Raw genomic sequence first — 25,263 nt, 5'->3', positions numbered from 1 at the left:
AGCTGAAATTGTCTGCATGAAAGATTTCATGAGGACAAGAAAGTCATTTAGGAAGTGGAAGATGTGAGAGAGGCTCTTGAACGTCTAGGACAGACCTTTTCACTTTGCTGTGTTTAAGTAGATAGTCTTAATTCAATAAATGGGATATAAAAACAAAATAATCCAGAATATAGCAAAAATATCCAGTTGTTCGTAATGTTATTTTGAATATTCAGTATGTTAACACTTTAAATGTAAACGGATTCTTTCGCCTAACGAAATAATTTTTTAATAGGGAGGTGTTGGAGTAAAGTTAGTATGCAGTTCAGCTTCAAATAAAATAGGGGAGGTATGAAGGTGAAGGTTAGGGCAAAAAAAGTAAGAAAAGTGCTGTCTTTGATATTAGCCTTTTTTGTCATGGCTTCGGTTGCTTTAGTAAATGGTCCGCGTGCAAATGCGCTTTCCGTACCTGGAAACCATGATCTTTCCCGTAAAATTGCCGGGGAAGGTATGGTATTACTTGAAAACCATGGCGGTCTTCCACTTAATCATGGGCAATCGATTGCTCTTTTTGGCATTGGACAAATTAACTTCCAAAAAGGCGGCGGCGGTTCTGGAAACGTAAACGTTGATTATGTCATCAATTTACTCCAGGGCATGCAAAACAAGCAGGCAAGTGGGGAAGTTAAGATCTATCAACCATTAACAGATGCCTATCAAAAATATGTTACTTCTAGTACAAAAGCCGAGATGCCTCTTGCTGATGATCAGGTGCAAGCAGCAGCCAATAATGCTGATACTGCGATTGTTACGATTAGTAGATTTTCGAGTGAAGGTTCAGATAAAAAAGCCATAAAGGGCGATTATTATCTGAGTGATGATGAGGTTTCGATGCTTGATAAAGTAACAAAAGCAGGATTTAAAAAGGTTGTTGTTGTCCTTAATGTTGGCGCTGTCATTGATACTTCCTGGATTGCAAACTTTCCTGGTATCTCAGTCCTTGTTGCTTGGCAACCTGGAATGGAAGGCGGAAATGCGGTTTCGGATGTCCTTACAGGAGACGTGAACCCATCAGGTAAACTGGTTGATACTTTCGCAAAGAGCTATAATGACTACCCATCCGCAAACAATTTTGATCAATACACAGACCATGTTAGCTATGAAGAGGATATTTTTGTCGGCTACCGTTATTTTGAAACCTTCGACCCTACTTATCAAAAGGTAAACTATCCTTTCGGTTATGGACTCTCTTATACTACTTTTGATATTTCCAATGTCCATACGTCTGTTGAAGACGATATAGTCAACGTGGTAGCAAAGGTTACCAATACAGGTAAAGTATCAGGTAAGGAAGTAGTCCAAGCCTACTTTAGTGCCCCTCAAGGTAAGCTTGGCAAGCCTGGTAAGGAGCTTGCAGCCTTTGCAAAAACGAAATTGATTGAACCAGGCAAGTCTGATGTGGTACACATGTCTTATGATGTCAATGATATGTCAAGTTATGATGACACTGGTATAGTACAAAAATCAGCTTACGTCTTGGAACCAGGAGATTATAACATATTTGTCGGGAACTCCATCAAGGATGCCGGAGAAAAAGGTGTTCGCTATACTTACAAGGTTAACAAACTAGCCGTGACAGAACAGCTTTCAAAAGAACAGGCTCCTATTCAACTAGATAAAAGATTGTTGGCTGATGGAACTTATGAAACTCTAACACCGGCAACATCTTCTGCAACTACACAAGAAGTTTCTGTAGCACCTACTCAAACCGTTCAGCCGCCACAAAGCAAACTTATGCTGAAAGATGTGTATGAAAACCCAAGTTTAATGGATCAATTCCTTACACAGCTATCCGATGCGCAGCTAGCTGATTTGTCTCAAGGTAAAAGAGCACAAATAGCCGGGGGAACAGGTGGAATTGGGGGCCTTGCCGATTACGGTATTCCTAGTACCCAAACTTCGGATGGTCCAGCAGGATTACGTTTGACGAGTCATACCACGGCATGGCCTGTTGAAACCTTGCTAGCTTGTACTTGGAATGTGGATTTGGTGAAGCAAATGGGTGAAGCAGTGGGTAAGGAAGCACAATTAAATAATGTTGATTTGTGGCTTGCTCCTGCAATGAATATTCATCGCAATCCTTTAAATGGACGGAACTTTGAATACTTTTCTGAGGATCCGCTTATTACAGGTAAAATGTCATCTGCCATCACCAGTGGTGTTCAATTAGAGGGTGTAGGAGTTACCATCAAGCACTTTGCGGCCAACAATAAGGAAGTAAACCGTAACAGCAGTGACAGCCGGATGTCGGAACGTGCCTTACGTGAGATTTATCTGAAAGGCTTCGAGATTGCTGTTAAGGAAGCGCAGCCATGGGCAGTGATGTCTTCCTACAATTTAATCAATGGCAAGGAAACTTCAGAAAGTAAGGATTTATTGACCGATATCCTTCGCAGTGAGTGGGGATATAAAGGAATGGTCATGACGGACTGGGGCAATAACAGCACACACTATAAGGAGGCAAAGACAGGTAACGATGTGAAAATGCCGTCTGGAAATACTGCCAACTTATTGAGTGCTCTCGCTTCGGGAGACTTAACCCGTCAGGAACTTGAACGAAACATTAAGAACGTCCTTAACATGGTTATGAAAACCCAAGTCTTTAAAAAGAGAGTATTACATCCAATGGTTACGAAAATCAGCCAAAAGGAGAATACTAGAGTCAAAGCAATGGATTTCAATTAGAGCAGCAACGGTATTGGTACTCAAGTAACTCTCGATACTGATGGCGGTGTGAATCCAAACAATACCAACCTAGGCGAGTGGCTTTCCTACAATATCAATGTTCAAAGAAACGGGGATTATACTTTTACTCCGAGGGTAGCTGTTAACGCTGCAGGTGCTGCCTTTGATATTTATGTTGATAATAATAAGGTCGGAACAGTCATCCAAAATCAGGCAACAGGCGGCTTGCAGAATTGGGTGACAGGTGCACCGGTCCAAATTAATCTGCCTGAAGGTCAGCATTCCTTAAAGCTGCAAATTACTGCATCTGGTATGAATATTAACTGGTTTGAGCTATCGTTTTTACAAGGAGAAGCTGAATAAGGATTTTTTATAGAAGCAAGGGAGAGAGATCTCTCTCCCCTGCTTCTATTTTGATTTAAACTCATAACTAAGGAGTTTGAGCATTTTAGGATTTGATAAATCAACCTAACTTAATTCCAGCATCAAGTAAGGCTTCCTCGAGAACTTCCATCACCATTTGGCTCTGTTCTAACATAGAATCGGCTTTAGTGTAATCATTTTCTTTGATCATCATTGCAAACTCACAAAATTCTTCAAACATTCTGTGTGGATGGACTTTATTATCAATGATTCGGCTATCCTCCCCATTCATATTCAACTCAAAAGAATCACAAACGTTAGCTGACCCGTTTAAGACAATGGATCCTTTATCGCCTTGAATGAGAGAACGTATCGGTGCTGTCGAGTCTTTGGCACCAATACAAACTACTTTACAGGTTGGATAGTTTAATAAAAGAATACCAGATGTATCTATATCCCTTTCAACGTTTGCAAGATAGGTGACCGAATCAGGCTTTCCTAAGATTCCAACCACAAAGTGGATATTGTAAATGTTGATGTCCATTAATGCTCCTCCACCTGCTTTAGGGTTAAAAGCCGGCAAGATTTCTCCCTTTTTAAAAGCATCATATCGAGAAGAATATTGAGAATAATTACATTCGATTATCTTTAAATCTCCAAGAGCACGAATGGATTCCTTAATTGATAAGTAATTGGATAAATATTGTGTTGTGATCGCTTCAATTAATATCAAATGATTTTCTTTAGCAATATTTCTTAGCTCAATAAACTCACTAAACTTTAGTGTAAATGGTTTTTCACAAATGACATTTTTTCCTTTTAAAAGAGCATCCTTTGTAAAGGAATAATGAAGATGATTGGGTAATGCAATATATACGGTATCAATATCCGAATCCTGTAAACATTCTTCATAGTCCGTATATATTTTTCCAATTCCATATTCGTTTTTCATCACTTCCATTTTTGGTATACTTCTTTCCGTACCAAAGATGGCTATTAATTCTGTATCGGGTAAATCACCAGCTATAGTTAAAAAATCTGCAACAATTTTTCCAGAACCTATTATTCCGAGTTTCATTGTCATTCACCTCATTCTTTATTATGCAAATATCTCCGCGTTATATTAAATGATAACGGTTGGTACTTTTTCCGTTTCCGATATAAGCAATAGTTAATATGAAATATTCCTCCAATTCTCTTATGTAGCTTGATTATATTTAAGGTGATAAGATTTGAAAATACTTTTAAATCAGATAGGACCTCATTTTCAACAATTCATAGAATGTGTGATAGCAGACTGAACATAATGTTTGAAGCGTGCTTATTTTTTTGAATGGGAACTCTCAGATTCGTGCGCTCGTAGCTTTCAAAACAAGTTATAAAAATTAATAAACACTTAATCCATACGGGCTGTCCTTAGCATAGTTGTATTTATCTTTTTTTAATCTATTTTTTTGAAATTACAGCAAAGAGACAGCAAAGAGAAGGGAAGGAGAAAAAGTGATTAAAAGGTCACTTTTCTCCTTCCCCCCAACTTATAGCCTCAAAGACTTTACAAAATACTTTCCTGAGTATCTATTTTATGACTTTCTGTTTTCAATTTAAATTTCATAGGGTAATAGTATAAAACGGCCGGAACAATTAATCCTACCACCCATGCCAGGTCTGCGCCGCCAAACGCTTTAGCCATTGGACCGACATATAATGTCGTGTTGATAAAAGGAATTTCTGCAATAATGGATAGTAAAAAGGCTAAACAAGTTATCATATTGATTTTTCCATATTGTCCGTTAACATCAAAAATATCCTTTACACTATAGCGGCCGTGTCGAAGAAAATAGTAGTCTACTAAGTTAATCGAAGTCCAAGGAATTAAAAAGTAACTCATGAACCAGATAAAGTTTAAGAAAAACGATAAGAAGTTACTTTTTCCGAGTAAGCATAAAATCGTGCCGACGATTGCGACGGCTAAGATCATGATTACGCGAACTTTCGGAGTAACCTTCAGCTTTGCGAACGGTTCAATTGTCGTAATGGTGGACATAAAGGCCCCGTATAAATTGAAGACATTAATCGCAAGTTGTCCAAAAATAATCACTAAAAACATGATAATGGCGAATCCGCCAAACAAGTGGGCCAAATTGGCACCTGTATGTTCAAGAAAATTAGGAATGGCAGTGACCAGGACCGAGCCAAGTGTCATTATCCAAATGGTGCTAACTGAGGTACCGGCGTAGCTATACCAAAATGTATGTTTAGTCGGCGTTGTGATTGGTAGATAGCGCGAATAGTCTGCAACATAGGGAGCGTATGATAATTGCCAAGTAGCAATCATACTGACCACTAATAAAAACTGTGACAAATTCACGTGACCGACATTCCAGCTGCCTGCAGGAACCGATAATTGAAAAACAAGAACGGTAGCAATTAGATAGATAACTAACGTAGTCCAGGACAGCACTTTTTGCATCTTATGGATGAATTGATAACCGAAAATCGTTACAATAAAACACAGTGCATTCAGAATAATAATGCTGTAGGTTTGATCAATGGAAGTTAAACTGCTTAATGTTTGAGCAGCCAGCATCCCGCTACTGGCAAAATAACCAAAGTAAACAAACATGACAAGAAATAATGGGAAAATAGCACCAATGACACCAAATTGAGCACGGCTTTGAATCATTTGAGGAATTCCTAGTTGAGGACCCTGAGCTGAATGAGAGGCCATAAAGATTGCACCGATCAATGTCCCGATTACAATAGCCACTAGACTCCAAAACAAATTCAACCCCATTGTAATGGGTAATGCCCCTGTTACCAGAGTTGTAATGTGCATGTTTGCCCCAAACCAAATAGGAAATAAATCGCGAGCTTTTCCTGACCTTTCATCAATTGGAATAAATTCAATACTCCGAGATTCAACTTTCATTCAATCGCCCCCTATCCAAATTTTCCTTGCATCCACCATGTACCATGCAAGTACGTTTTACAAGAAATACTATAAATGTAAGCGTGCCCAAATGTCAATAAATTCTGAAAAAAATAAAAAAATCAGTAGATTTTGTTCTATTAAAGATCGTGCATTCCCCCCTCCGATGTGCTAAAGAAGTTGATGGGTATCAACTAAAGCAAAGCTTTGGAATTTTTAATACTTTAAAAAGAATAATAGCATTAACCCAATTGATTTGAGGTTTTCTTGTTATGTTTCTTAACACAAAAAATAGTAAAAGATAAAAAATATCCGAAAAAAATTTGTTTTATCTTTGAAACAGGTAGAAATGAAACATAGGAAGCAGTCGTCTAATTTTAAAGTTTGGAAACCAAAATAATAGTTAATTTTAAATTTTCTAAAATCTATATTGACGAGCCAGTATGGGAAGCATATAATTCCAATTATAAATATCTTGTATGGTACATGGTAGAAACGAAATAAGAAGGAGTGTTTGAATGATAGTGATCTTGGTCTTTGGTGTTAAGCTCGGGTTACCAAAGCCATAAATGGGGATATTTTATAGGAAATATACTATTAAAAATTTTCAGAAATCTATATTGACAAGCTAAAATTGATAGCATATACTTCCAATTATAAAGCTTGTATGGTACATGGTAGAAACGAAAAAAGGAGGGGTGCTTGAACTATGGCAATCTTGACACTTGGTATCACCGCTCAGGTGACCAATGCGATACGTGAGGCGATTGTGACGGGAGATTATGAACCGGGCCAGAAATTATCTGAAACGGCTCTATCTGAACACTTCCAAGTAAGTCGTACACCCATTAGAGAAGCATTAAAACAACTTGAAAGAGAAGGGCTAGTTGAAATTATTCCAAGAGTTGGAACCTGTGTTACAAAACCTACCGAACAGGAACTAAGGGAGCTATTTACCTTGAAGGAAGTTTTGGAAGGGCTTGCAGCAGGGTTGTTTACAGAAAAAGGGGATCTTGCCGAAATTGAAAAGGTACGGCAGACAGTCACTGACATGGAAAAAGCATTACAAACATCTGATAACAAATTGTATGTTGAAGCAAATAGTATTTTTCACGAAACCATCTTAGAAGGTGCCAACAGCTCCAAATTAAGCTATATGTTGAACCTTCTATTAAATCAAATCCCATATAACCGCTATGTGTTTATTACGATTGGAGATCCTGTTCGTCGTGAACAATCCCTTAAAGAGCATAAAGCTATTTTAAATGCTATTGAAAAAGGTGACCAGATGGAAGCGGAGAAAGCCATGCGTGAACATGTAAGAGCAAGTGGAGAGGAATTAAGAAGGGACATTGAAAGAAAACTAAAAAATTCTTAGGAGGAATGAGTAGTATGAAATTTGGAATCTTTGCGAATCTTTCAGGACCGGGTAGACACGAGGAGTACTATAAGGTGCTCGATGAAGCGCGCGAGCAGGCTGTGTACTGTGATGAAAATGGGTATGATTCGATTTGGTACACGGAACATCACTTTGGCCATGAAGGAAATGAGTTGATTTCCAATCCTATTTTAATGGGAGCAGATATCGCAGCAAGAACAAAGAACATTCGAATTGGCCAAGCAGCAAATGTTGCTACCTTCTGGCATCCGCTTCGTTTGGCAGAAGACATAGCCATGCTCGACCAGCTCAGCAAGGGGCGTGTTGAAGTTGGTTTAGCTCGAGGGTTATACGGAAGAGAAGCTGCTAATCTAAACTCTTTGGCTGATCCAAAAAATCAACAACAAAACCGTGCCCTTTTTAATGAAACACTAGAGATTTTAAGAAAATCATGGGCAGATCGCTTCTTCTCTCACCAAGGTGATATTTATCAATTCCCTCCACAAGGCTTGAAATGGAGCCATCCAATGAGCCCATCAACAGACGAATTCATGGATATGGAGAAGGGAGAAATTAATAAGATTGCTCTTATGCCAAGACCTTATCAGAAGGAACTGCCATTATGGCAAGTAATTGATTCAGAAACTTCCATTATTGCTGCAGCCCAAAATAATATTAAAGGTATGTTCTGGATGCCAACTGTGAAGGAATTAAAAGGCCGCTTCGAATTATATCGTGAACATGCATCAGAAGCACGTGGACATGAAGTAGCGCTTGGTGAAGGAATTGCCCTTGTACGTGATGTTTATGTAGCAGAAACTATGGAGCAAGCTCGCCAGGACGCAGCAGAAGCTGTGTTAAATAACTACCGTTGGATTTGCCACTGGAGAGGACTTAGCAACCTAATGGATCCAGGCGAACAAGTAAAACAAGGTCAAGAGCTAAACTATGAATTCTTACACCCTAGAAATCTATTATTTGGAACACCTGAATATGTAACTGAAAAAATACAAGAATTACAAGAAGAGCTTAACCTGCAAGAATTATTACTTTGGGTTAATCACAATGGATTACCTCATGACAAAATGATGAGAAGTCTAAAACTATTTACAGAAGAAGTAATGCCAAGATTTTCAACTAAAAATACGGGGGTACTTGCATAATGTTAGAGATTCGTAAAGTTTACACAGCAATTGAAGAAACACGTATCGAAGGTGGAAAGCAAGTAGAAGAACCAATCAAAATGATCATAACTTCGGCTGTCATCAAAAATCCATGGGCAGGCAGAGGATTTGTAGAAAACTTAAAACCTGAAATTGAAGAATTCGCACCTCAACTTGGCGAGTTGTTAGTGAGTGAATTATTTAAGCATATCAACTCTGCTGACGACGTAGAAGCATTCGGAAAAGCGGCGGTTGTTGGGGTTGATGGAGAGATTGAACATGCATCTGCTATCATTCATACATTTAGATTTGGCAATAAATTTAGAGATGCGGTAGAAGCAAAAAGTATCTTACCTTTTACAAATAAGCGCGGCGGAGCAGGAACAGCAGTGATGATTCCTATGGTTCATAAAACAGATGATTCACAGCGTTCTCACTTTATTACCTTTGAAGCAACAATTCCAGATGCACCGAGATGTGATGAAATCGTTGTAGCCATAGGTGTATCTACAGGCGGACGTCCACATCCTAGAATAGGAAACCGCCATCTAGATATGGTTGAAATGGGGCTTGTCTAATGCCAATTGCCGTATACAAACAAGGGAAAATCTTTTATGAAGAAAAAGGATCTGGAGAACCGTTGATTTTCATTCATGGTGTAGGATTAGACCACACCATGTGGAATCAACAGATTGATAGCTTATCAGACTCTTTTCGAGTGATTGTATACGACATGTTAGGTCATGGGGGATCCGAACATCCCCCTGGTCCTTATTCTATTACTCAATATGTTGAACAGCTTTCAGGATTGATGGATTATTTACAAATTGAAAAAACCCATCTTGTTGGCTTTTCAATGGGAGGCATGGTCGCACAAGCATTTGCACTGACCTATAAAAATAAACTGAAAACGGTTACCATCATGAATGCTGTTGCGAATCGAACTGACGAGCAACGAAAAGGAATCCTCGCAAGGGTCGAGGAAGTCCGCGAAAATGGGCCACTATTTACAATTGAACCAGCCATTAAACGATGGTTTAATCCAACTTTCATACAATCCCATGAAGAAGTTGTGAACCAAGTTCGAAAGAGACTTCAAACTAATAACCCTGCATCCTATTTAGCCGCCTACACCCTTTTTGCAACGGCTGATGCAGAAGTTTGGCCAAAATTGCAAAACATTAAAACACCCGCTTTGATTATTACAGCTGAAAATGATATTGGATCAAATCCTGAGATGGCTAGAATGATGCATGAACAAATTAAAGGATCAGACATAAAAATTATCCCAGATATGAAACACATGCTGCCAGTAGAAGGGGCAGATATCATCAATAAAGAGCTTCGCTTTTTTATAGGGAAACAGACAATTTCATTGGGATAAAGGAGGGACGAAAATGACACAGCTAAAAAAATACCAAATGTACATTAATGGTGAATGGACAGAGTCATCAACCGGTGAATATTTCGAGAGCTATAATCCCGCAACAGAGAAAGCATGGTGTCTTGTTGCAAAAGGGGATGCAGCTGACGTTGATCGAGCTGTTCAAGCTGCTCACAAAGCTTTTTTACATTCAGAATGGACGAAGATGACTTTCACAGAACGAGGCAAATTAGTTCGCAAACTAGGTGAACTAATCGCTGAACACGTCGAAGAACTTGCATTGGTTGAATCACTTGATAACGGAAAGTTAATTCGTGAAATGCGGGGTCAAGTCAACTATATACCTGAATTCTTCTATTATTATGCGGGACTTGCCGACAAAATCCATGGCCGAACTCTACCTATTGATAAAAAGGATATGTTCGCCTTTACATCAAAGGAACCATTGGGAGTAGTGGCCGCCATCACACCTTGGAACTCCCCTCTTTATTTAACAACCTTAAAGCTAGCACCTGCTCTTGTAGCGGGAAATACAATTGTTATTAAACCCTCGGAAGTAACTTCTGCCTCTCTTTTGGATTTAGTGAGGTTAGTAGAAAAGGCAGGATTCCCCCCAGGTGTCGTCAATGTGGTAACAGGCTTTGGAAATCCAGTCGGTGATGCTCTTACTTCTCATCCACTTGTAAGACGTATTGCCTTTACGGGAGGTGCAGAATCAGCCCGTCATATTGTTCGAAATTCAGCTAAAAACTTTGCACATTTATCACTTGAACTTGGAGGAAAGTCTCCCAATATTGTGTTTGAAGATGCGAATCCTGATAATGCGGCGATGGGCATTATAGCAGGAATTTTTGGCGCTACAGGTCAAAGTTGTGTGGCTGGTTCAAGAGCCTTTTTGCATAAAGACATTTACGATCAAGTAATGGAAAGATTAGTTGATCGCGTGTCCAAAATCAAGATAGGCGATCCGTTTCAAGCTGAAACAGAGATGGGGCCATTAGCGACAAAAGCGCAATTGGATCGGGTCGAAAACTATGTATCTATTGGATTAGAAGAAGGGGCCAAACTTATCTACGGAGGAAAACGGCCACGGCATTTAGAAATGGGATGGTATTTCGAGCCAACGATCTTTGAACATAGAGATAACAGTGATCGAATTACAAGAGAGGAAATCTTCGGGCCTGTATTAAGTGTTATTCCTTTTGAAAATGAAGATGAAATCATCGAATTAGCTAATAGCACAGACTACGGTCTTGCAGCTGGAATTTGGACAAAGGATGTGGCAAGGGCTCATCGAGTGGCAAAGGCCATTTGTGCCGGTATTGTTTGGGTGAACACCTATCGAAGTATTTCGCCAATTGCAGCGATTGGTGGATCCGGGCTAAGCGGTTACGGTAGAGAAGGCGGATTTGATGCGATTCAAGAATATATGCAGGATAAAACGGTCTGGATTAATACTTCCACTGAACCGATTCCTGATCCGTTTATTATGAGATAAAAAATCCGGTTATATAAAATTTTTTAGGAGGAATTGAAAATGAAACTATTGGGTATATCCGGAACTATTACAGGATCAAAAACAAAAGTTGTTGTGGAAAAAGTATTAGAGGAAGTTAAGAAAAACCATCCGGAGATTGAAGTAGAATTACTTGATTTAAAGCAGTATGATGTTCAATTTTGTGATGGTCGAGACCCTTCTACCTATACAGGTGATACAAAAGCAGTCATTGATTTAGTAAAAGAAGCTGATTTTTATGTCATTGGAACGCCAATTTTCCAAGGATCCCTTACTGGAGCTCTTAAGAATCTGTTTGATTTAGTTCCTCCACAGGATTTTCGTCATAAAGTTATGGGATTCGTGGCTACTGGCGGAACCTATCAACATTATTTAGTCATTGAAAATCAATTGAAGCCAGTTGCAGGTTATTTACGTGCTTATGTTGCACCGGGATCTGTATATGCACATAATGATCATTTCAATAAGCAGAATGAAATTATTGATGAGGATGTATTACGCCGAATCACATCCCTCAGTGAAGAAGTAGTTATGTTGCAAAAGGCTTTAAATACGGCAGAAAATGAATTAGTAACGAAATAAAAAACTTCCGTAATTGTATGGAAGTAAGTTATAAGGGGGATAAGGATATAGATGGAAGAAACTGTAAATGTACCCGACCTTTCCTTTATAAATATTTGCAACGAGAAATATGGAATTAATAGAGGTGTATACAATACAATCGATGCCTGGTTTTATAACCAGGGACTTCATCAAATTATCAAAAGGCGCCAAACGATTCTTTCATTTCTTGAATATATCAAAGAGAAATATATGACGGATAATCGCCGCTGTAAATTTGGTCATGGTGGTTTAACAGTAAAATTAGAAGAATACTATCTTTCTAATGTATCTTAACAAATTCTAGTTTTTTTGAAGGGGAGGTTGGCTTAAAAAGGTGAACGTAACGAGTGAAATTACAAAGAAGAAGCTATTTATCAATGGACAATGGGTCGAAGGAAAAGAATATAGTGAATTACGCTCTCCATATACAGAAGAAGTGATTGCTGAAATTCCAATGGCAACGGTGGAGGATGTTGAACACGCTATTCAAGCTGCTGAACAGGCGAAAACCGTGATGGCAAGTATGCCGGCTTTCCAGCGTGCAAATATTTTGGAAGCATTAGCGAGGAAGCTTGAAGAACGCATTGATGAAGCAGCTAAAATCATTGCACTTGAAGCTGCAAAGCCTTATACAACGGCAAAGGGTGAAGTGGAGCGTACCATTGAAACCTATAAATTCGCAGCCGAAGAAGCGAAGCGAATTCATGGAGAGACGATTCCATTAGACGCTGCGAAGGGCGGTGTCAATCGCCTTGGCTATACTGTACGTGAACCGATTGGGATTATTGGGGCTATTACCCCATTTAATTTTCCAATGAATCTCGTTGCTCATAAAGTGGGCCCTGCCATTGCAGCAGGGAATACCATTGTATTAAAGCCAGCAACGCAAACTCCACTTTCTTCCCTTTTCATTGCAGAGTTATTGGAAGAAGCCGGATTGCCAAAAGGGGCATTAAATGTGGTAACTGGTGCCGGAAGAGTTGTAGGAGATAAACTAGTGACTGATTCAAGAGTAAGTATGATTACATTTACGGGCAGTCCAAGTGTGGGCATTGGCATTCGCAATAAGGCAGGCTTAAAACGTGTCACATTGGAACTAGGATCAAATGCAGCTGTTATTATCGATAGAAATGTAGATATTGATAAGATTATCTCTCGATGTGTAACAGGTGCCTTTTCCAATCAGGGGCAAGTATGTATCTCTCTTCAAAGAATCTATGCACACGAAGATGTGTACGAATCGTTTGTTGAAAGGTTTGTAGAAGCAACGAAGAAATTAACATTAGGTGACCCGCTTAATCCAGAAACAGATGTTTCAGCATTGATTTCACCGAATGATGTGAAGAGAACACTTCTTTGGATTGATGAGGCAAAACAAGCAGGAGCAACGATTGCGACAGGAGGGGGTGCTGAAGGTAATATTGTCCACCCGACTGTGATTTTAAATGCTGATCAGCAATTAAAGGTTTCTTGTCAGGAAGTGTTTGCACCGATTGTGTTAGTGAATAAAGTGAAGTCTGTTGATGAGGCTATTTACTTAGTAAATGACTCTAATTATGGTTTACAGGCAGGAATCTATACAAATGATGTCCATACAGCGCTGAATGCATCAGAAAAGTTGCATGTTGGTGGTGTCATAATCAATGACGTTCCAACATTTAGGGTAGATAACATGCCTTATGGCGGGGTAAAAGAAAGTGGAACAGGACGTGAAGGATTAAAATATGCAGTTGAAGAAATGACTGAAATGAAGCTGGTTATTTGGATTCGCAATTAGGGAGGGGGAAAAATGCCTTATTATGCTGCGATTTTGCATATGTTGGACAAAGAAAAAAATCTGGAAGTCCGCCCACGTCATATTGAGTATTTAGACAAACTGGATGAAAAAGGAAAGATTTTTGCAAGAGGGCCTTTTTCGGATGAATCGGGCGGTCTAGTGGTCTACATAGCCGATTCCTATGAAGAAGCGCTCACATTAGCAGAAAATGATCCCCATGTCGTCTGTGAATCACGACGCTTAGAGCTTAAAGAATGGAAGGTCGTGTAAAGATCTTGAACTTTAAATAAAGAGACTGGAAACGGTCTCTTTATTTATATACGTTGATACTGGTTGAAAAGTAATTTAAAAGAGAGTAGAAGTTCATACATTTAGTAAGCACTATGACAATGAGGATGAACTTGTCGATGCTATTAGAAGACATTCAAGCATTTCTAATGGGTGTTCCAATTAGAAAGATAAACTAAGACAATTGGGATGTGACAATATGAGCACAGAATTACTAGTAGAAACAAAGTTTTATCTGGAAGGAAAGGTTGTCCATGGTGAGCAAAGAGGAAGGACAATCGGGTTTCCGACTGCAAACATTGATTTTTCAGCCCCATGGTTGGAAAACGGGGTATATGGGGTTCGAATCAAAGTAAATGATTTCGATTATTACGGTGTGATGAATATTGGGGTAAAACCAACATTTCATAAAATGTATGAGAAAAGCATCGAAGTTCATATCATTCATTTTAATCAAAATATATATGGGACATTTGTTCAGGTGGAGGCCCTTTTTAAAATTAGAAATGAACAAAAGTTCAATACTATTCAAGAACTCAGAGCACAAATTAACAAAGATATCGAAACTGCTACAAGTCTACTAATGCCCGTTCTAAATTATTGAATTAAGAACTAAGAATAGTGATATGAAATTCCCAAGTGGGGCTATGAACAAAAGATCTTCGTCCGAGCAACTTTATGTACAGCAACCAAGATAGAGAATTAAAATTTCAATATTAAGAGAGAGGGAACTGTCATGACATTAAGAGAAGAAGCCCTGGAAATGCATAAATTAAATCAAGGAAAGCTTGGTATTCATTCGAAGGTAGACATTAGTGATACAAAAGGATTAAGTCTTGCTTATTCACCTGGTGTTGCAGAGCCTTGTATTGAAATATATCAGGATGAGTACAAAGTCTATGATTATACGATTAAAGGAAACTTGGTTGCTGTTGTGTCTAATGGTACAGCTGTACTGGGGCTGGGTGATATTGGATCGAAGGCCGCTATGCCGGTAATGGAAGGAAAAGCCTTACTGTTTAAATCATTCGCTAATGTGGACGCTTTTCCAATTTGTTTGAATACGACAGATACAGATAAAATTGTTGAGATGGTGCAATTATTAGAGCCTACATTTGGCGGAGTGAATCTGGAAGACATTGCGGCCCCTCAGTGCTTTGTAATCGAAGATCGCCTTCGTAAATCGTGCAATATTCCCATTTTTCATGACGATCAGCATGGTACGGCAATTGTCACGGCCGCAGGTTTAATCAATGCTCTTAAACTTGTTAAAAAGAAAATTGATGATATTCGCATTGTCGTAAATGGTGCTGGAGCGGCAGGAGTGGCGACAGCAAAGCTGTTACTTAATATGGGGGTAAAGGATGCCATTCTATGTGATACAAAAGGAATTATTTATGAAGGTCGTCCTGGCGGAATGAATTCATTTAAGGAAGAATTGGCACAAATAACGAACAAAGATCAAATAAAGGGGACTTTAGCAGAGGCGCTTGTGGGAGCTGATGTTTTCGTTGGTGTTTCGGCTGCGGGTGCTGTCACCCAAGAAATGGTTCGATCCATGAGTCAAAACCCTATCATATTTGCAATGGCCAATCCAATACCAGAAATTATGCCACAGGATGCAAAAGAAGCAGGAGCGTTTGTTGTAGGAACGGGCCGCTCTGATTTCCCCAATCAGATAAATAACGTACTGGCTTTTCCAGGGATTTTCCGCGGAGCATTGGATGTCCACGCAAAAGAAATCAATGAAGATATGAAACAGGCAGCTGTTTATGCGATTGCCGGATTAATTTCAGATGAGGATCTTAACCCGGATTATATCATTCCAGATCCGTTTGATCCGCTTGTTGCTGCACATGTCGCGGAAGCAGTTGCTAAAGCGGCTATTGAAACAGGTGTAGCTCAAAAAAATGTGAAAACGGCAGAAATAAAAAGCCGGTTATTAAAGCTAAAAAGATAATATTAGGGGGAAATACTTTGTCTGAAAAAGTGCATGTTCTTATTAATGGAACAACACATGAACTAGAACAAGGGACACGTATTTTAGATTACCTTCTTTCTCAGGAGATACAGCATCCCCATATTTGTTATTCAGAAATTCTTGGTCCAGTTCAAAGCTGTGATACATGTATGTGTGAAGTAAATGGAAGCTTGATGCGTGCCTGTTCTACAGTAGTAGAGGACGGTATGAATATTCTAACGGCCTCTCTGCTTGCGAAGAAGGCGCAAGAAGAAGCGATGGACCGGATTTTAGAAAATCATTTATTATACTGTACGGTTTGCGATAATAACAACGGTAATTGCCAAGTACATAATACAGCTGAAATGATGGGAGTAGAACATCAAACACGCCCGCATCGCTCAAAGGGTTACGACGTGGATATGTCTCATCCATTTTATCGCTACGATCCCGATCAATGTATCTTGTGCGGCCGCTGCGTTGAAACATGCCAGGACTTGCAGGTAAATGAAACATTGACCATAAACTGGGAGAGCGATCAACCACGTGTTTTATGGGATGGCGGAAAAAGTATTAATGAATCCTCCTGTGTTTCGTGTGGACAGTGTGTCACAGTTTGTCCTTGTAATGCATTAATGGAAAAATCCATGCTTGGCAATGCCGGATTTATGACATCAATGAAAGACGACTTGCTTACTCCCATGATCGATCTTGTTAAAGCGGTAGAGCCTGATTACCAAACAATCTTTGCCGTTTCTGAAGTCGAAGCAGCTATGCGTGATACACGTACGAAAAAGACAAAAACGGTTTGTACATTCTGCGGCGTAGGCTGCACATTTGAGGTTTGGACAAAAGATCACCAAATCTTAAAAATTGAACCATCTGAAAACGCACCGGTAAACAGCGTATCTACATGTGTGAAAGGAAAATTCGGCTGGGATTTCGTCAATTCACCGGAACGAATCACATCCCCATTAATTCGCAGGGGCGATGTGTTTGTTGAAGCAACTTGGGAAGAAGCATTGGATCTTGTCGTCGAAAAATTAGGCGGCATTAAAGATAGGTATGGAAGCGATGCATTGGGATTTATCGCATCTTCTAAAATTACAAATGAAGAAAACTACTTAATCCAAAAGCTGTCCCGTCAAGTATTTGGCACAAACAACGTAGACAACTGCTCTCGTTATTGCCAGTCCCCAGCATCATGGGGTTTACAGCAAACTGGCGGCATCGGCGGCGACTCCGGATCCATCAAAGACATCGCCGGTGCTGGACTTGTGATCCTTGTTGGATGTGCTCCTGCTGAGGGGCATCCAGTCCTTGCATCACGTATTAAGCGTGCCCACAAGCTTCATGGTCAAAAATTAATCACCATTGACGTGCGCAGACATGAAATGGCCGACCGTGCTGACCTTTTTGTTCGTCCAAAGCAAGGAACTGACTATGTATGGCTGACTGCTGTGACCAAATACATGATTGACCAAGGCTTGCACGATGAAACGTTTATCCGCAATCATGTGAACCAATATGATGGATTCGTAAAAATGATCTCACCATATACACTGGCAGAAGCAGAGAAGATTACTGGCATTTCTAAAGAGATATTAATCCAAATAGCTGAAATGATTCGTGATTCGGACGGCACAGCCATTTGCTGGGGGATGGGTGTTACGCAAAACATAGCCGGATCTTATACATCTGTTGCTATTGCTAACCTTCTTCTTGCAACTGGAAATATGATGCGTCGCAATGCAGGTGCGTTTCCACTTCGTGGACATAACAACGTGCAGGGCGCAAGCGATATGGGCACCATGCCAAATATCTTTCCTGGATATCAGCCAGTAACGGAATCTGATGTTCGGGCGAAGTTTGAGAAAGCCTATGGAGTAACCATACCTGCCAAGCCAGGTCTTGATAATATTGAAATGCTTGAAGCGATTGATAAGGGTGAATTGAGAGCAATGTATATTGTCGGCGAGGATATGGCCTGGGTAGATGCTGATTCCAACCATACACAAAACATGCTTTCTAAACTCGACTTCCTTGTTGTACAAGAAATCTTCTTATCAACAACGGCTCAATTTGCAGACGTCATTTTACCGGGAGCGCCTTCACTCGAAAAAGAAGGAACATTTACAAATACGGAACGACGTGTACAGCGTTTATACCAGGCATTAGAGCTAACGGGCAACAGCAAGCCGGACTGGTGGATTCTTCAGCAGGTAGCAAACAGAATGGGCTTTAATTGGAATTACATGCATCCAAGTGAAATCTTTACTGAAATGGCAAGCTTAACACCATTCTTTACACATTGTAACTACGATGTACTTGAAGGCTGGAACAGCTTTACTTGGGGTTCACCGGAAGGTACTGATACTCCGGTCCTTCATATGAATGGCTTTAATTTTCCTGACAAGAAGGCTCGTTTCGGATTGTATGACTATGTTCCGCCGGTGGAATACCCAGAAGAGTATGACCTGTTACTTGATAATGGACGTTTGCTTGAGCACTTCCATGAAGGAAACTTGACTCATAAGTCAGAAGGGCTTCAATACAAATTACCGAAAGTATTTGTCGAGGTATCACCTGAACTTGCGAAAGAGCGCGGTGTGCAGGACGGAACGCTTGTCCGTCTTATATCACCATATGGTGCCGTTCGTGTTCCGGTTCTTGTTACAGACAGAATGGAGGGCAAAACTGTGTATATGCCAATGCACTCAGCAAGCCACGAAAGCGCTGTTAACTTACTGACGGGCGGTGCCGTGGATGTGGCGACACATACACCTGCTTATAAGCAGACGAAGGTACGAATGGAGGTGCTTACGATTGAGGGGGAAAATCCACTTCCAAAATTCAATCCGCGCAACAAAACACGCACACCTCAAATGGGTCTTGAAATTTACCAAAAATGGGAACGTGACGACTATGTGCCAATCGCTAGTGTTAATCACCATGTACAGCCAGGTTTGTATGACAGGAGGAATGCATAATGGCTAATCCAATTAAAATGATTAAAAAAGTCGAGTTGACAGAAGAGCAAAAAATGTCACAATCCTTGGAAAGTCTTCTCGGTGAAGTTGCACAAAATAAAGATTCCTTGCTTGAAACACTTCATCTACTGCAGGAGCTTCATAATAGCGGTATTTTAGAGGCCGCAGGCAGCCTTGTCAAAGCAAAAGAGAAAGTGGCAAAAATTGCTGTTGGCCAAATGACACGAGAGCCGGTTACAAATATTCTCAACAACACGATGGCTGCAGGCGGAGCATTGGCTACCCTAGATCCTGAAATGACAAAGAAGTTAATGGGAAGCGTTGCAAAAGGATTGGCAAAAGCCGAGCAAGGACTTCAATCCAATTCAAAAGTTGGAATACTGGATCTAATAAAGGTATTAAACGATCCGGATATTAACCGTGCAATCGGATTTGGATTGAATCTTCTAAAGGGGATCGGCGAAGGATTAAAGGGATAGAAGCTGCAGAAATATCACGATGACTGTTTTTGTCTTCGACCAATCAGTTGATCTAAAAGCCAAATGAGATGAATGATAAGGGGAGACATGAACGATGGATCAGCAAATGCAGGTAACAAATAAAGTGCTCCGTTATGAAAATGGAGTTGTTCAACTTGTAGATGATGTAATCGTAACGGAGTATCCGATTACGGTTATTTTAAATAACCAAGAATTCGCAACCCTCGTATGCAGTCCAGAACATATTGAGGAGCTCGTAGTCGGATTTTTGGCATCAGAGGGTATTATTAGGTGCTATGAGGGCATAAAGGAACTTCATTTTATTGAAACAACAGGCAAGGCGATTGTTACCACACATCGGGTAAATAAATTAGATGAAATGTTCCACTCCAAGAGGTACGTGACATCGTGCTGTGGAAAGAGCCGGCAGAGTTTTTATTTTTATAACGATGCCAGAACGGTGAAGCCGATTGAAACAAGAAACAAAATGCTTTCGATTGAAGATTGCTTCCGTCTCATGGAGATGATGCAGAGATCATCGACCATTTTTCAAGATACGGGTGGCGCCCATAATGCGGCCTTATGTGATCGAAATGGAATTGTCGTTGCAAGAACAGACATTGGCAGACATAACGCATTAGATAAAATCTATGGCTACTGTCTCAAACATTCCATTTCAATAGAGGATAAAGTAATTGTATTTAGTGGACGTATTTCCTCAGAGGTTTTATTAAAGGTAGCAAAAATTAAATGCGGTATTGTTCTATCAAAATCTGCGCCAACTGAGCTGGCAGTGCGCTTAGCAAAAGAACTAGGTATTACCGTTGTTGGCTTTATCCGTAACAAAGCATTAAACATATATACAAATCCAGAACGTATTATTGACTTGGATTAGGCTGGAAAAAGAAATCGAGGATTTAGTGAAATGGAAATGTAGTCTTTAATAGGAATTAACAATAAAATTATGAGGAGTGTTGAATAATGGATAAGAACAGATTCGATGAGGGTTTAGAAGTGCGAAGAGGGGTTTTAGGTGCGGATTATGTGGATAAATCCATTAATAACGCTACAGATTTTAATCGTCCAATGCAGGAACTAGTTACAGAATACTGTTGGGGAGAAATTTGGACTAGACCAGGTCTTCCTAGAAAAACACGTAGCATTATCAATCTTGCTATGCTTACTGCGCTCAATCGTCCACATGAAATTAAGCTGCATGTTCGCGGAGCTATTAATAATGGTATAACTAAGGAAGAAATCCAAGAGGTATTTTTACAAACTGCTATTTACTGTGGGGTACCGGCGGCTATTGATAGTTTTAGAATCGCACAAGAGGTTTTCAATGAGATTGAAATGGAAAAAGAAAACAATAAATAATAAAGAGGAGGGTCGTACTAAATCAGGCCCCTTAAAATTCTATCAAGCTGAGTAAAAGTAAAAAACCCTAGAAGCGTTAATAACGCAGTTTCTAGGGTTTTTGTGATTATTAACGAGAGTAGAACTCAACGATAAGTGCTTCGTTAATTTCAGCTGGAAGTTCAGAACGCTCTGGTAAACGAGTGAAAGTTCCTTCTAACTTGTCAGCATCAAAAGTTAAGAAATCAGGTACAAAGTTATTAACTTCAACTGCTTCTTTAACTACATCAAGGTTACGTGATTTTTCACGTAGGCTGATTGTTTGTCCAGCAGTTACACGGTAAGATGGGATATCTACACGAGAACCGTTAACTAAGATATGACCGTGGTTTACTAATTGGCGAGCAGCACGACGAGTGCGAGCAAGACCTAAACGGTAAACAACGTTATCTAAACGTGACTCAAGTAGAGCCATGAAGTTTTCACCATGGATACCAGATAATTTGCCAGCTTTTTCGAAAAGTGTACGGAATTGGCGCTCATTTACACCATACATATGACGAAGCTTTTGCTTCTCTTGTAATTGTAATCCGTATTCAGAAAGCTTTTTGCGTTGGTTTGGACCATGTTGTCCAGGAGCGTAAGGACGCTTTTCTAATTCTTTACCTGTGCCGCTTAGAGAGATTCCAAGACGACGGGATAGTTTCCAGCTTGGGCCGGTATAACGAGCCATGAATGACTCCTCCTTGTGTTTTTATTTGGGTAAAATAAAAACCGTTATGAGACTCTTTAGTAGACATTTTGTTTTCATGCACCTTCGCCCTAGCAGCTAAGGGTTACAAGATACACCATCAAAAATGATTTGAGGAACAAAATGAGACCAATAAAGTAAACTCAATAGGCTGCATATATTTTACACAAAGAGTATTATATGATTTTTATACATGGAAAGTCAAGTATAATTTACTTGCCCTTGAAATGACTAAAAAATATTCTTGAAAAATTAATAAATTAATCAAAAAGAGATACCAAATTCATCCTAAAAATAACTATAAAGTAGGAGAACTTTTTATTACGCTAAAGAGGTATATCCTAATTATTCCTATCGGCGCCTTGCGCTTTTCTTAATTAATATTATCCATTAAAATGGCCGCGAACTCTTCAAGCTGTTGTTGATCAAGTTCATCAAAGCGATTTTTTTCAGGCGAATCGATGTCTAATACGCCATATAATTCTCCGTCTTTTAAAAGGGGGATGACAATTTCAGATTGGGAAGCAGCATCGCAGGCGATATGACCGGGAAATTGATGAACATCCTCCACAAGGAGCGTTACCTTTTTCATTGCTGCGGTACCGCATACGCCCTTGCCAATAGGAATTCTTACACAAGCAGGTAATCCTTGGAAAGGACCCAGAACAAGTTCCCCATTTGTATCAATCAAATAAAACCCTACCCAGTTAATGCGGTCAAGAAATTGATTTAAGAGTGCAGAGGCATTGCTAAGATTCGCAATTTGATTCTTCTCATCATGAAGGAGTGCTTGCAATTGTTTTTTGACAAGCTGGTAATTTTCTTCACGACTTCCAGTATACATTTCGGCGTTAAACAAGTAATTTCACCTTTTTCCATTATAATTTCTTTTTTATTTTATCAAAAATAGGCGAAAATGAGCAGACTTTGTCGATATTTTCATAAAGGAATCAGTCATGATTATACAGAAATCCTAATGTACGGGATTCCTTAAGGGGGAGATGACATGAAGCAAAATGCAAAGGAAGCAATTGTGAAGGCTGCCATTTCGTTGTTTAATTCAAATGGGTATTCGGGAACATCCGTCAGGGATATTGCCAATTTAGCGAAAGTCAATACTGCCACTATTGCCTACTATTTTAATAATAAAGCAGGACTTTTAGAATACTGTTTTATGTATTTTTTTGAACAGTATATCCATAAGATTGAAGAAGGGTATCTCTCCATTGATCGTGGTGCAAAAGAATGTTTAAAGCGAATTGTCGCAGACCTGCTTCATTATCAATGTGAAAATACTCAACTTGCTAGTTTTGTTTATCGAGAAATGTCTATGGACTCCCAAGTAGTAAGAGAAATCATGTCAACTTATTCCTTAAAGGAAAAATATTATTTACAGAAAATCTTTGAAAGAGGATTTGAGTGGCAGGAATTTCGTCCACATTCCATCCCATATTTAATTATTCAGTTAAAGAGTTTGTTAATGATGCCATTTATGAATGCTCAATATATGAGGGAAGTTTTATATATTTTTCCTAACGAACCATTTTTTGAACAAAAATATTTAAAAGATCTATATGCTTGGATTGATAAAACCTTAACCTTTGAAGGTCCAATCATGAAAGGTGCGGTTATTAAATAGCGTAATCGCTATTTTTTTTTTTCTATTTTACAAAAAAATTGAAATTAATAGTCAAAAAATGTCGTTAACATGGTATCATAATAGCATTGAATAAGAACATTTTAAAACTTTTTAATATAGATGGATTATCGAATCATTTTAATCAATGTTGTTGGGAAATAGGGGGCTTTTTTTGTGAAGTATATTATTGGATTTATCATCCTAATACTTGCCTTATTTGTATGGGGATATTTAATAAAACGAAAGTATTTTAAGGAAATCGACAGGCTGGAAGCTTGGAAAATTGATTTACTAAATCGTCCAATACTAGAGGAAATGTTGAAGGTAAAACAGTTAAACATGACAGGTCAAACGGAGGAGCTATTTGAACGTTGGCGGAATGAATGGGATGATGTTGTAACTGTGAAGCTCCCTGATTTAGAAGAAATGCTCTTTGATGCGGAAGAGCATACAGACCGTTATCGTTTCAAAAAGGCCAAGGAGGTACAACATTCAATTGAAAAAAAATTGCAGGAAATAGAAGATCAAATTAAAAATATTCTAGATGAATTGCATGAACTGGTCGGCAGTGAGGAAAAAAATAGAATAGAATTAGAAGAGTTAAAAGACAAATACCGTGAAGCCAAAAAGATGCTCTTGGCTCACAGGCATAGTTTTGGAAACTCGGAAAAACAGTTAGAAAAGCAACTAAATGATGTGGCACAGAAATTCCAAGAATGTGATGAAAAAACCGAACTGGGCAATTACCTCGAAGCTCGTGAAGTTGTTTTACAAATACATAGTCAGCTTGGAAAAATTAAACATCACATGGATATAATCCCACAGATGTTAATTGAATGTCAGTCCCTGCTTCCAAACCTATTATCGGATTGTTTAGTAGGACAGCGTGAAATGATTGATCAGGGATATTATTTAGAACATATCGGTGTGGATCAAGAAATTAAAATGTTAGAAGAAAAATTGGTTGAAAATCATGCATTAATTGAATCAGCTGAAATTGATCAAGCAGAAGAAGGAATGAAAGAAGTCAAGGATCGAATTGATGTATTGTTCGATCTTTTAGAGAAGGAAGTACACGCCAAGCATTTTGTGGTCAAAAATGAAAAAGAAGCCTTTGAGCTTTTAGATGCTGCTCAAAAAGAGAATAGAGTTCTTTCTAACGAATTTTCAGCCGTTCAGCAAAGCTATCAAATATCTGACAGTGACTTTGAGACACAGAGGCAGCTTGAGAAAGAGCTAACAACGGTATATAAGCACTATGAAATATTAGTTGAAAAATTAAAGATGAATGAAACGGCACAATCAGTCCTTTATGATGAATTAAATGCGATAAAAGTACAATTAGATAATATCCGTGAAGGACAGCAGGAATTTGCCTTAAAACTTCAGGCGTTAAGAAAAGATGAGATTGAAGCGAGAGAAAAGGTAAAGGAATTAACCAAAAAACTTGGTGAAACCATTCGGATTGTAAAGAAAAACAATGTACCAGGTCTGCCGGCGAATTACCAATTTTTATTCGAGGAAACCAACGAAAGTATCCAAAATGTTCGTTTTCAGCTTCAAGAAAAGCCGCTTAATATCTCTGCACTTAATCAATATCTAGAGGTTGCTGTTTTAACTGTAGACAAGCTGGTAATGACTACTCATGAGTTAATCGAAAATGTCACGCTGGCCGAAAAAGCCATCCAGTATGGAAATCGATATCGTAGTAAAAACCCATCTGTTGCGAAAGGTTTAGCCAATGCGGAAGAGGCATTTAGGCATTACGATTATCAGGAGGCATTAGAGCAGGTAGCTGCTTCACTTCAGGGGATTGATCCGGAAGCATTAAAGAAAATCAAAGCAGCGGTTACTGAATAAAAAACTAAAAAGAAACCGATTCAGCTACAAAAGTTGAATTGGTTTTTTTCTTTGTCTAGCTCCAGGCGCTATCGGCTCGAGGTCACAAGCATATCCAGTTGCG

At 39.2% G+C, this 25,263-nt stretch carries 23 protein-coding genes; 19 read left to right on the top strand and 4 right to left on the bottom strand.

Translation table 11 applies throughout. The annotated features are described in order from the left end of the window. The first annotated feature begins 336 nt into the window (after positions 1–336). Complete coding sequence (locus tag JOC76_RS12655; protein ID WP_205178070.1) at positions 337–2,724, top strand: beta-glucosidase; 2,388 nt, start codon at positions 337–339, stop codon at positions 2,722–2,724. Positions 2,725–2,736: 12 nt separating this feature from the next. Beyond that, positions 2,737–3,087, top strand: a complete 351-nt coding sequence (locus tag JOC76_RS12650; protein ID WP_307784719.1) for a carbohydrate-binding protein — start codon at positions 2,737–2,739, stop codon at positions 3,085–3,087. A gap of 100 nt (positions 3,088–3,187) precedes the next feature. Here JOC76_RS12650 and JOC76_RS12645 read toward each other — a convergent pair whose 3' ends face one another. Together JOC76_RS12645 and JOC76_RS12640 are read right to left on the bottom strand one after the other, a co-directional pair. Further along, positions 3,188–4,165 (bottom strand): Gfo/Idh/MocA family protein, encoded by a 978-nt coding sequence (locus JOC76_RS12645; RefSeq protein ID WP_205178067.1) that lies wholly within the window; start codon positions 4,163–4,165, stop codon positions 3,188–3,190. Between the two features lie 474 nt (positions 4,166–4,639). Further along, complete coding sequence (locus tag JOC76_RS12640; RefSeq protein ID WP_205178065.1) at positions 4,640–6,016, bottom strand: purine-cytosine permease family protein; 1,377 nt, start codon at positions 6,014–6,016, stop codon at positions 4,640–4,642. A 709-nt stretch (positions 6,017–6,725) separates the two neighbouring features. Between JOC76_RS12640 and JOC76_RS12635 the strand changes: the two genes are divergently transcribed. The 15 genes from JOC76_RS12635 (at position 6,726) to pcaC (ending at position 20,931) form a co-directional block, all read left to right on the top strand. Continuing rightward, positions 6,726–7,394, top strand: coding sequence for a GntR family transcriptional regulator (locus JOC76_RS12635; protein ID WP_205178063.1), 669 nt, complete (start codon positions 6,726–6,728; stop codon positions 7,392–7,394). Positions 7,395–7,408: 14 nt separating this feature from the next. Further along, positions 7,409–8,557 (top strand): LLM class flavin-dependent oxidoreductase, encoded by a 1,149-nt coding sequence (locus tag JOC76_RS12630; protein WP_205178061.1) that lies wholly within the window; start codon positions 7,409–7,411, stop codon positions 8,555–8,557. After that, entirely contained in the window at positions 8,557–9,135 is a 579-nt protein-coding gene (locus JOC76_RS12625; RefSeq protein WP_239557705.1) for an amino acid synthesis family protein, read from the top strand. The genes JOC76_RS12630 and JOC76_RS12625 overlap by 1 nt, the downstream gene beginning before the upstream one ends. Beyond that, positions 9,135–9,941: an alpha/beta fold hydrolase gene (locus JOC76_RS12620; RefSeq protein ID WP_205178059.1), complete on the top strand. Its 807-nt coding sequence runs from the start codon at positions 9,135–9,137 to the stop codon at positions 9,939–9,941. The genes JOC76_RS12625 and JOC76_RS12620 overlap by 1 nt, the downstream gene beginning before the upstream one ends. Positions 9,942–9,954: 13 nt before the next feature. Next, positions 9,955–11,439: an aldehyde dehydrogenase gene (locus tag JOC76_RS12615; protein WP_205178057.1), complete on the top strand. Its 1,485-nt coding sequence runs from the start codon at positions 9,955–9,957 to the stop codon at positions 11,437–11,439. A 39-nt stretch (positions 11,440–11,478) separates the two neighbouring features. After that, the gene (locus tag JOC76_RS12610) at positions 11,479–12,039 is read left to right on the top strand and encodes an NADPH-dependent FMN reductase (RefSeq protein ID WP_205178055.1); all 561 of its coding nucleotides are present in this window, start codon (positions 11,479–11,481) and stop codon (positions 12,037–12,039) included. Positions 12,040–12,090: 51 nt separating this feature from the next. Beyond that, positions 12,091–12,354: a hypothetical protein gene (locus JOC76_RS12605; protein ID WP_205178053.1), complete on the top strand. Its 264-nt coding sequence runs from the start codon at positions 12,091–12,093 to the stop codon at positions 12,352–12,354. 40 nt (positions 12,355–12,394) lie between these two features. Next, positions 12,395–13,837: an aldehyde dehydrogenase family protein gene (locus JOC76_RS12600; RefSeq protein ID WP_205178051.1), complete on the top strand. Its 1,443-nt coding sequence runs from the start codon at positions 12,395–12,397 to the stop codon at positions 13,835–13,837. 12 nt (positions 13,838–13,849) lie between these two features. Then, a complete protein-coding gene (locus JOC76_RS12595; RefSeq protein WP_205178049.1) occupies positions 13,850–14,107 on the top strand; it encodes a YciI family protein in 258 nt (85 codons plus the stop codon). A gap of 217 nt (positions 14,108–14,324) precedes the next feature. Continuing rightward, positions 14,325–14,729 (top strand): riboflavin kinase, encoded by a 405-nt coding sequence (locus JOC76_RS12590; RefSeq protein WP_205178047.1) that lies wholly within the window; start codon positions 14,325–14,327, stop codon positions 14,727–14,729. A gap of 132 nt (positions 14,730–14,861) precedes the next feature. Next, the gene (locus JOC76_RS12585; protein ID WP_205178046.1) at positions 14,862–16,085 is read left to right on the top strand and encodes an NAD(P)-dependent malic enzyme; all 1,224 of its coding nucleotides are present in this window, start codon (positions 14,862–14,864) and stop codon (positions 16,083–16,085) included. 17 nt (positions 16,086–16,102) lie between these two features. Further along, entirely contained in the window at positions 16,103–19,075 is a 2,973-nt protein-coding gene (fdhF, locus tag JOC76_RS12580; protein WP_205178045.1) for a formate dehydrogenase subunit alpha, read from the top strand. Continuing rightward, positions 19,075–19,554 (top strand): helical membrane plugin domain-containing protein, encoded by a 480-nt coding sequence (locus tag JOC76_RS12575; protein ID WP_205178044.1) that lies wholly within the window; start codon positions 19,075–19,077, stop codon positions 19,552–19,554. Before fdhF ends, JOC76_RS12575 begins: the two co-directional genes overlap by 1 nt. 94 nt (positions 19,555–19,648) lie before the next feature. Beyond that, the gene (gene fdhD / locus JOC76_RS12570; RefSeq protein WP_205178043.1) at positions 19,649–20,449 is read left to right on the top strand and encodes a formate dehydrogenase accessory sulfurtransferase FdhD; all 801 of its coding nucleotides are present in this window, start codon (positions 19,649–19,651) and stop codon (positions 20,447–20,449) included. A gap of 86 nt (positions 20,450–20,535) precedes the next feature. After that, the gene (gene pcaC, locus JOC76_RS12565) at positions 20,536–20,931 is read left to right on the top strand and encodes a 4-carboxymuconolactone decarboxylase (protein WP_205178042.1); all 396 of its coding nucleotides are present in this window, start codon (positions 20,536–20,538) and stop codon (positions 20,929–20,931) included. Between the two features lie 109 nt (positions 20,932–21,040). Here the strand turns inward: pcaC and rpsD are convergent, their stop codons facing one another. Together rpsD and msrC are read right to left on the bottom strand one after the other, a co-directional pair. Further along, positions 21,041–21,643, bottom strand: a complete 603-nt coding sequence (rpsD, locus tag JOC76_RS12560; RefSeq protein ID WP_205178041.1) for a 30S ribosomal protein S4 — start codon at positions 21,641–21,643, stop codon at positions 21,041–21,043. Between the two features lie 391 nt (positions 21,644–22,034). Then, a complete protein-coding gene (msrC, locus tag JOC76_RS12555; RefSeq protein WP_205178040.1) occupies positions 22,035–22,520 on the bottom strand; it encodes a free L-methionine (R)-S-oxide reductase MsrC in 486 nt (161 codons plus the stop codon). Between the two features lie 147 nt (positions 22,521–22,667). Here msrC and refZ point away from each other — a divergent pair, with 147 nt between their 5' ends. Together refZ and ezrA are read left to right on the top strand one after the other, a co-directional pair. After that, the gene (gene refZ, locus JOC76_RS12550) at positions 22,668–23,300 is read left to right on the top strand and encodes a forespore capture DNA-binding protein RefZ (RefSeq protein ID WP_205178038.1); all 633 of its coding nucleotides are present in this window, start codon (positions 22,668–22,670) and stop codon (positions 23,298–23,300) included. A gap of 174 nt (positions 23,301–23,474) precedes the next feature. Beyond that, positions 23,475–25,160, top strand: a complete 1,686-nt coding sequence (ezrA, locus tag JOC76_RS12545) for a septation ring formation regulator EzrA (RefSeq protein ID WP_205178036.1) — start codon at positions 23,475–23,477, stop codon at positions 25,158–25,160. The last annotated feature ends 103 nt before the right edge of the window (positions 25,161–25,263 follow it).

Origin of the sequence: Neobacillus cucumis (assembly GCF_016908975.1) — a bacterium.
GTDB classification, from domain to species: Bacteria; Bacillota; Bacilli; order Bacillales; family Cytobacillaceae; genus Neobacillus; species Neobacillus cucumis.
Note: the sequence above shows the minus strand (reverse complement) of the source record. Positions and strands in the feature narration are given on the sequence as shown.

Excerpts from the sequence above, each read along its gene's own strand:
- JOC76_RS12585 (WP_205178046.1), top strand. The coding sequence starts at position 14,862 with ATGACATTAAGAGAAGAAGCCCTGGAAATGCATAAATTAAATCAAGGA.
- JOC76_RS12590 (WP_205178047.1), top strand. The coding sequence starts at position 14,325 with ATGAGCACAGAATTACTAGTAGAAACAAAGTTTTATCTGGAAGGAAAG.
- JOC76_RS12605 (WP_205178053.1), top strand. The coding sequence starts at position 12,091 with ATGGAAGAAACTGTAAATGTACCCGACCTTTCCTTTATAAATATTTGC.
- JOC76_RS12630 (WP_205178061.1), top strand. The coding sequence starts at position 7,409 with ATGAAATTTGGAATCTTTGCGAATCTTTCAGGACCGGGTAGACACGAG.
- JOC76_RS12575 (WP_205178044.1), top strand. The coding sequence starts at position 19,075 with ATGGCTAATCCAATTAAAATGATTAAAAAAGTCGAGTTGACAGAAGAG.
- JOC76_RS12610 (WP_205178055.1), top strand. The coding sequence starts at position 11,479 with ATGAAACTATTGGGTATATCCGGAACTATTACAGGATCAAAAACAAAA.
- rpsD (WP_205178041.1), bottom strand. The coding sequence starts at position 21,643 with ATGGCTCGTTATACCGGCCCAAGCTGGAAACTATCCCGTCGTCTTGGA.
- JOC76_RS12625 (WP_239557705.1), top strand. The coding sequence starts at position 8,557 with ATGTTAGAGATTCGTAAAGTTTACACAGCAATTGAAGAAACACGTATC.
- refZ (WP_205178038.1), top strand. The coding sequence starts at position 22,668 with ATGAAGCAAAATGCAAAGGAAGCAATTGTGAAGGCTGCCATTTCGTTG.
- JOC76_RS12645 (WP_205178067.1), bottom strand. The coding sequence starts at position 4,165 with ATGAAACTCGGAATAATAGGTTCTGGAAAAATTGTTGCAGATTTTTTA.
- fdhD (WP_205178043.1), top strand. The coding sequence starts at position 19,649 with ATGGATCAGCAAATGCAGGTAACAAATAAAGTGCTCCGTTATGAAAAT.
- JOC76_RS12595 (WP_205178049.1), top strand. The coding sequence starts at position 13,850 with ATGCCTTATTATGCTGCGATTTTGCATATGTTGGACAAAGAAAAAAAT.
- JOC76_RS12620 (WP_205178059.1), top strand. The coding sequence starts at position 9,135 with ATGCCAATTGCCGTATACAAACAAGGGAAAATCTTTTATGAAGAAAAA.
- JOC76_RS12640 (WP_205178065.1), bottom strand. The coding sequence starts at position 6,016 with ATGAAAGTTGAATCTCGGAGTATTGAATTTATTCCAATTGATGAAAGG.
- JOC76_RS12615 (WP_205178057.1), top strand. The coding sequence starts at position 9,955 with ATGACACAGCTAAAAAAATACCAAATGTACATTAATGGTGAATGGACA.
- pcaC (WP_205178042.1), top strand. The coding sequence starts at position 20,536 with ATGGATAAGAACAGATTCGATGAGGGTTTAGAAGTGCGAAGAGGGGTT.
- JOC76_RS12635 (WP_205178063.1), top strand. The coding sequence starts at position 6,726 with ATGGCAATCTTGACACTTGGTATCACCGCTCAGGTGACCAATGCGATA.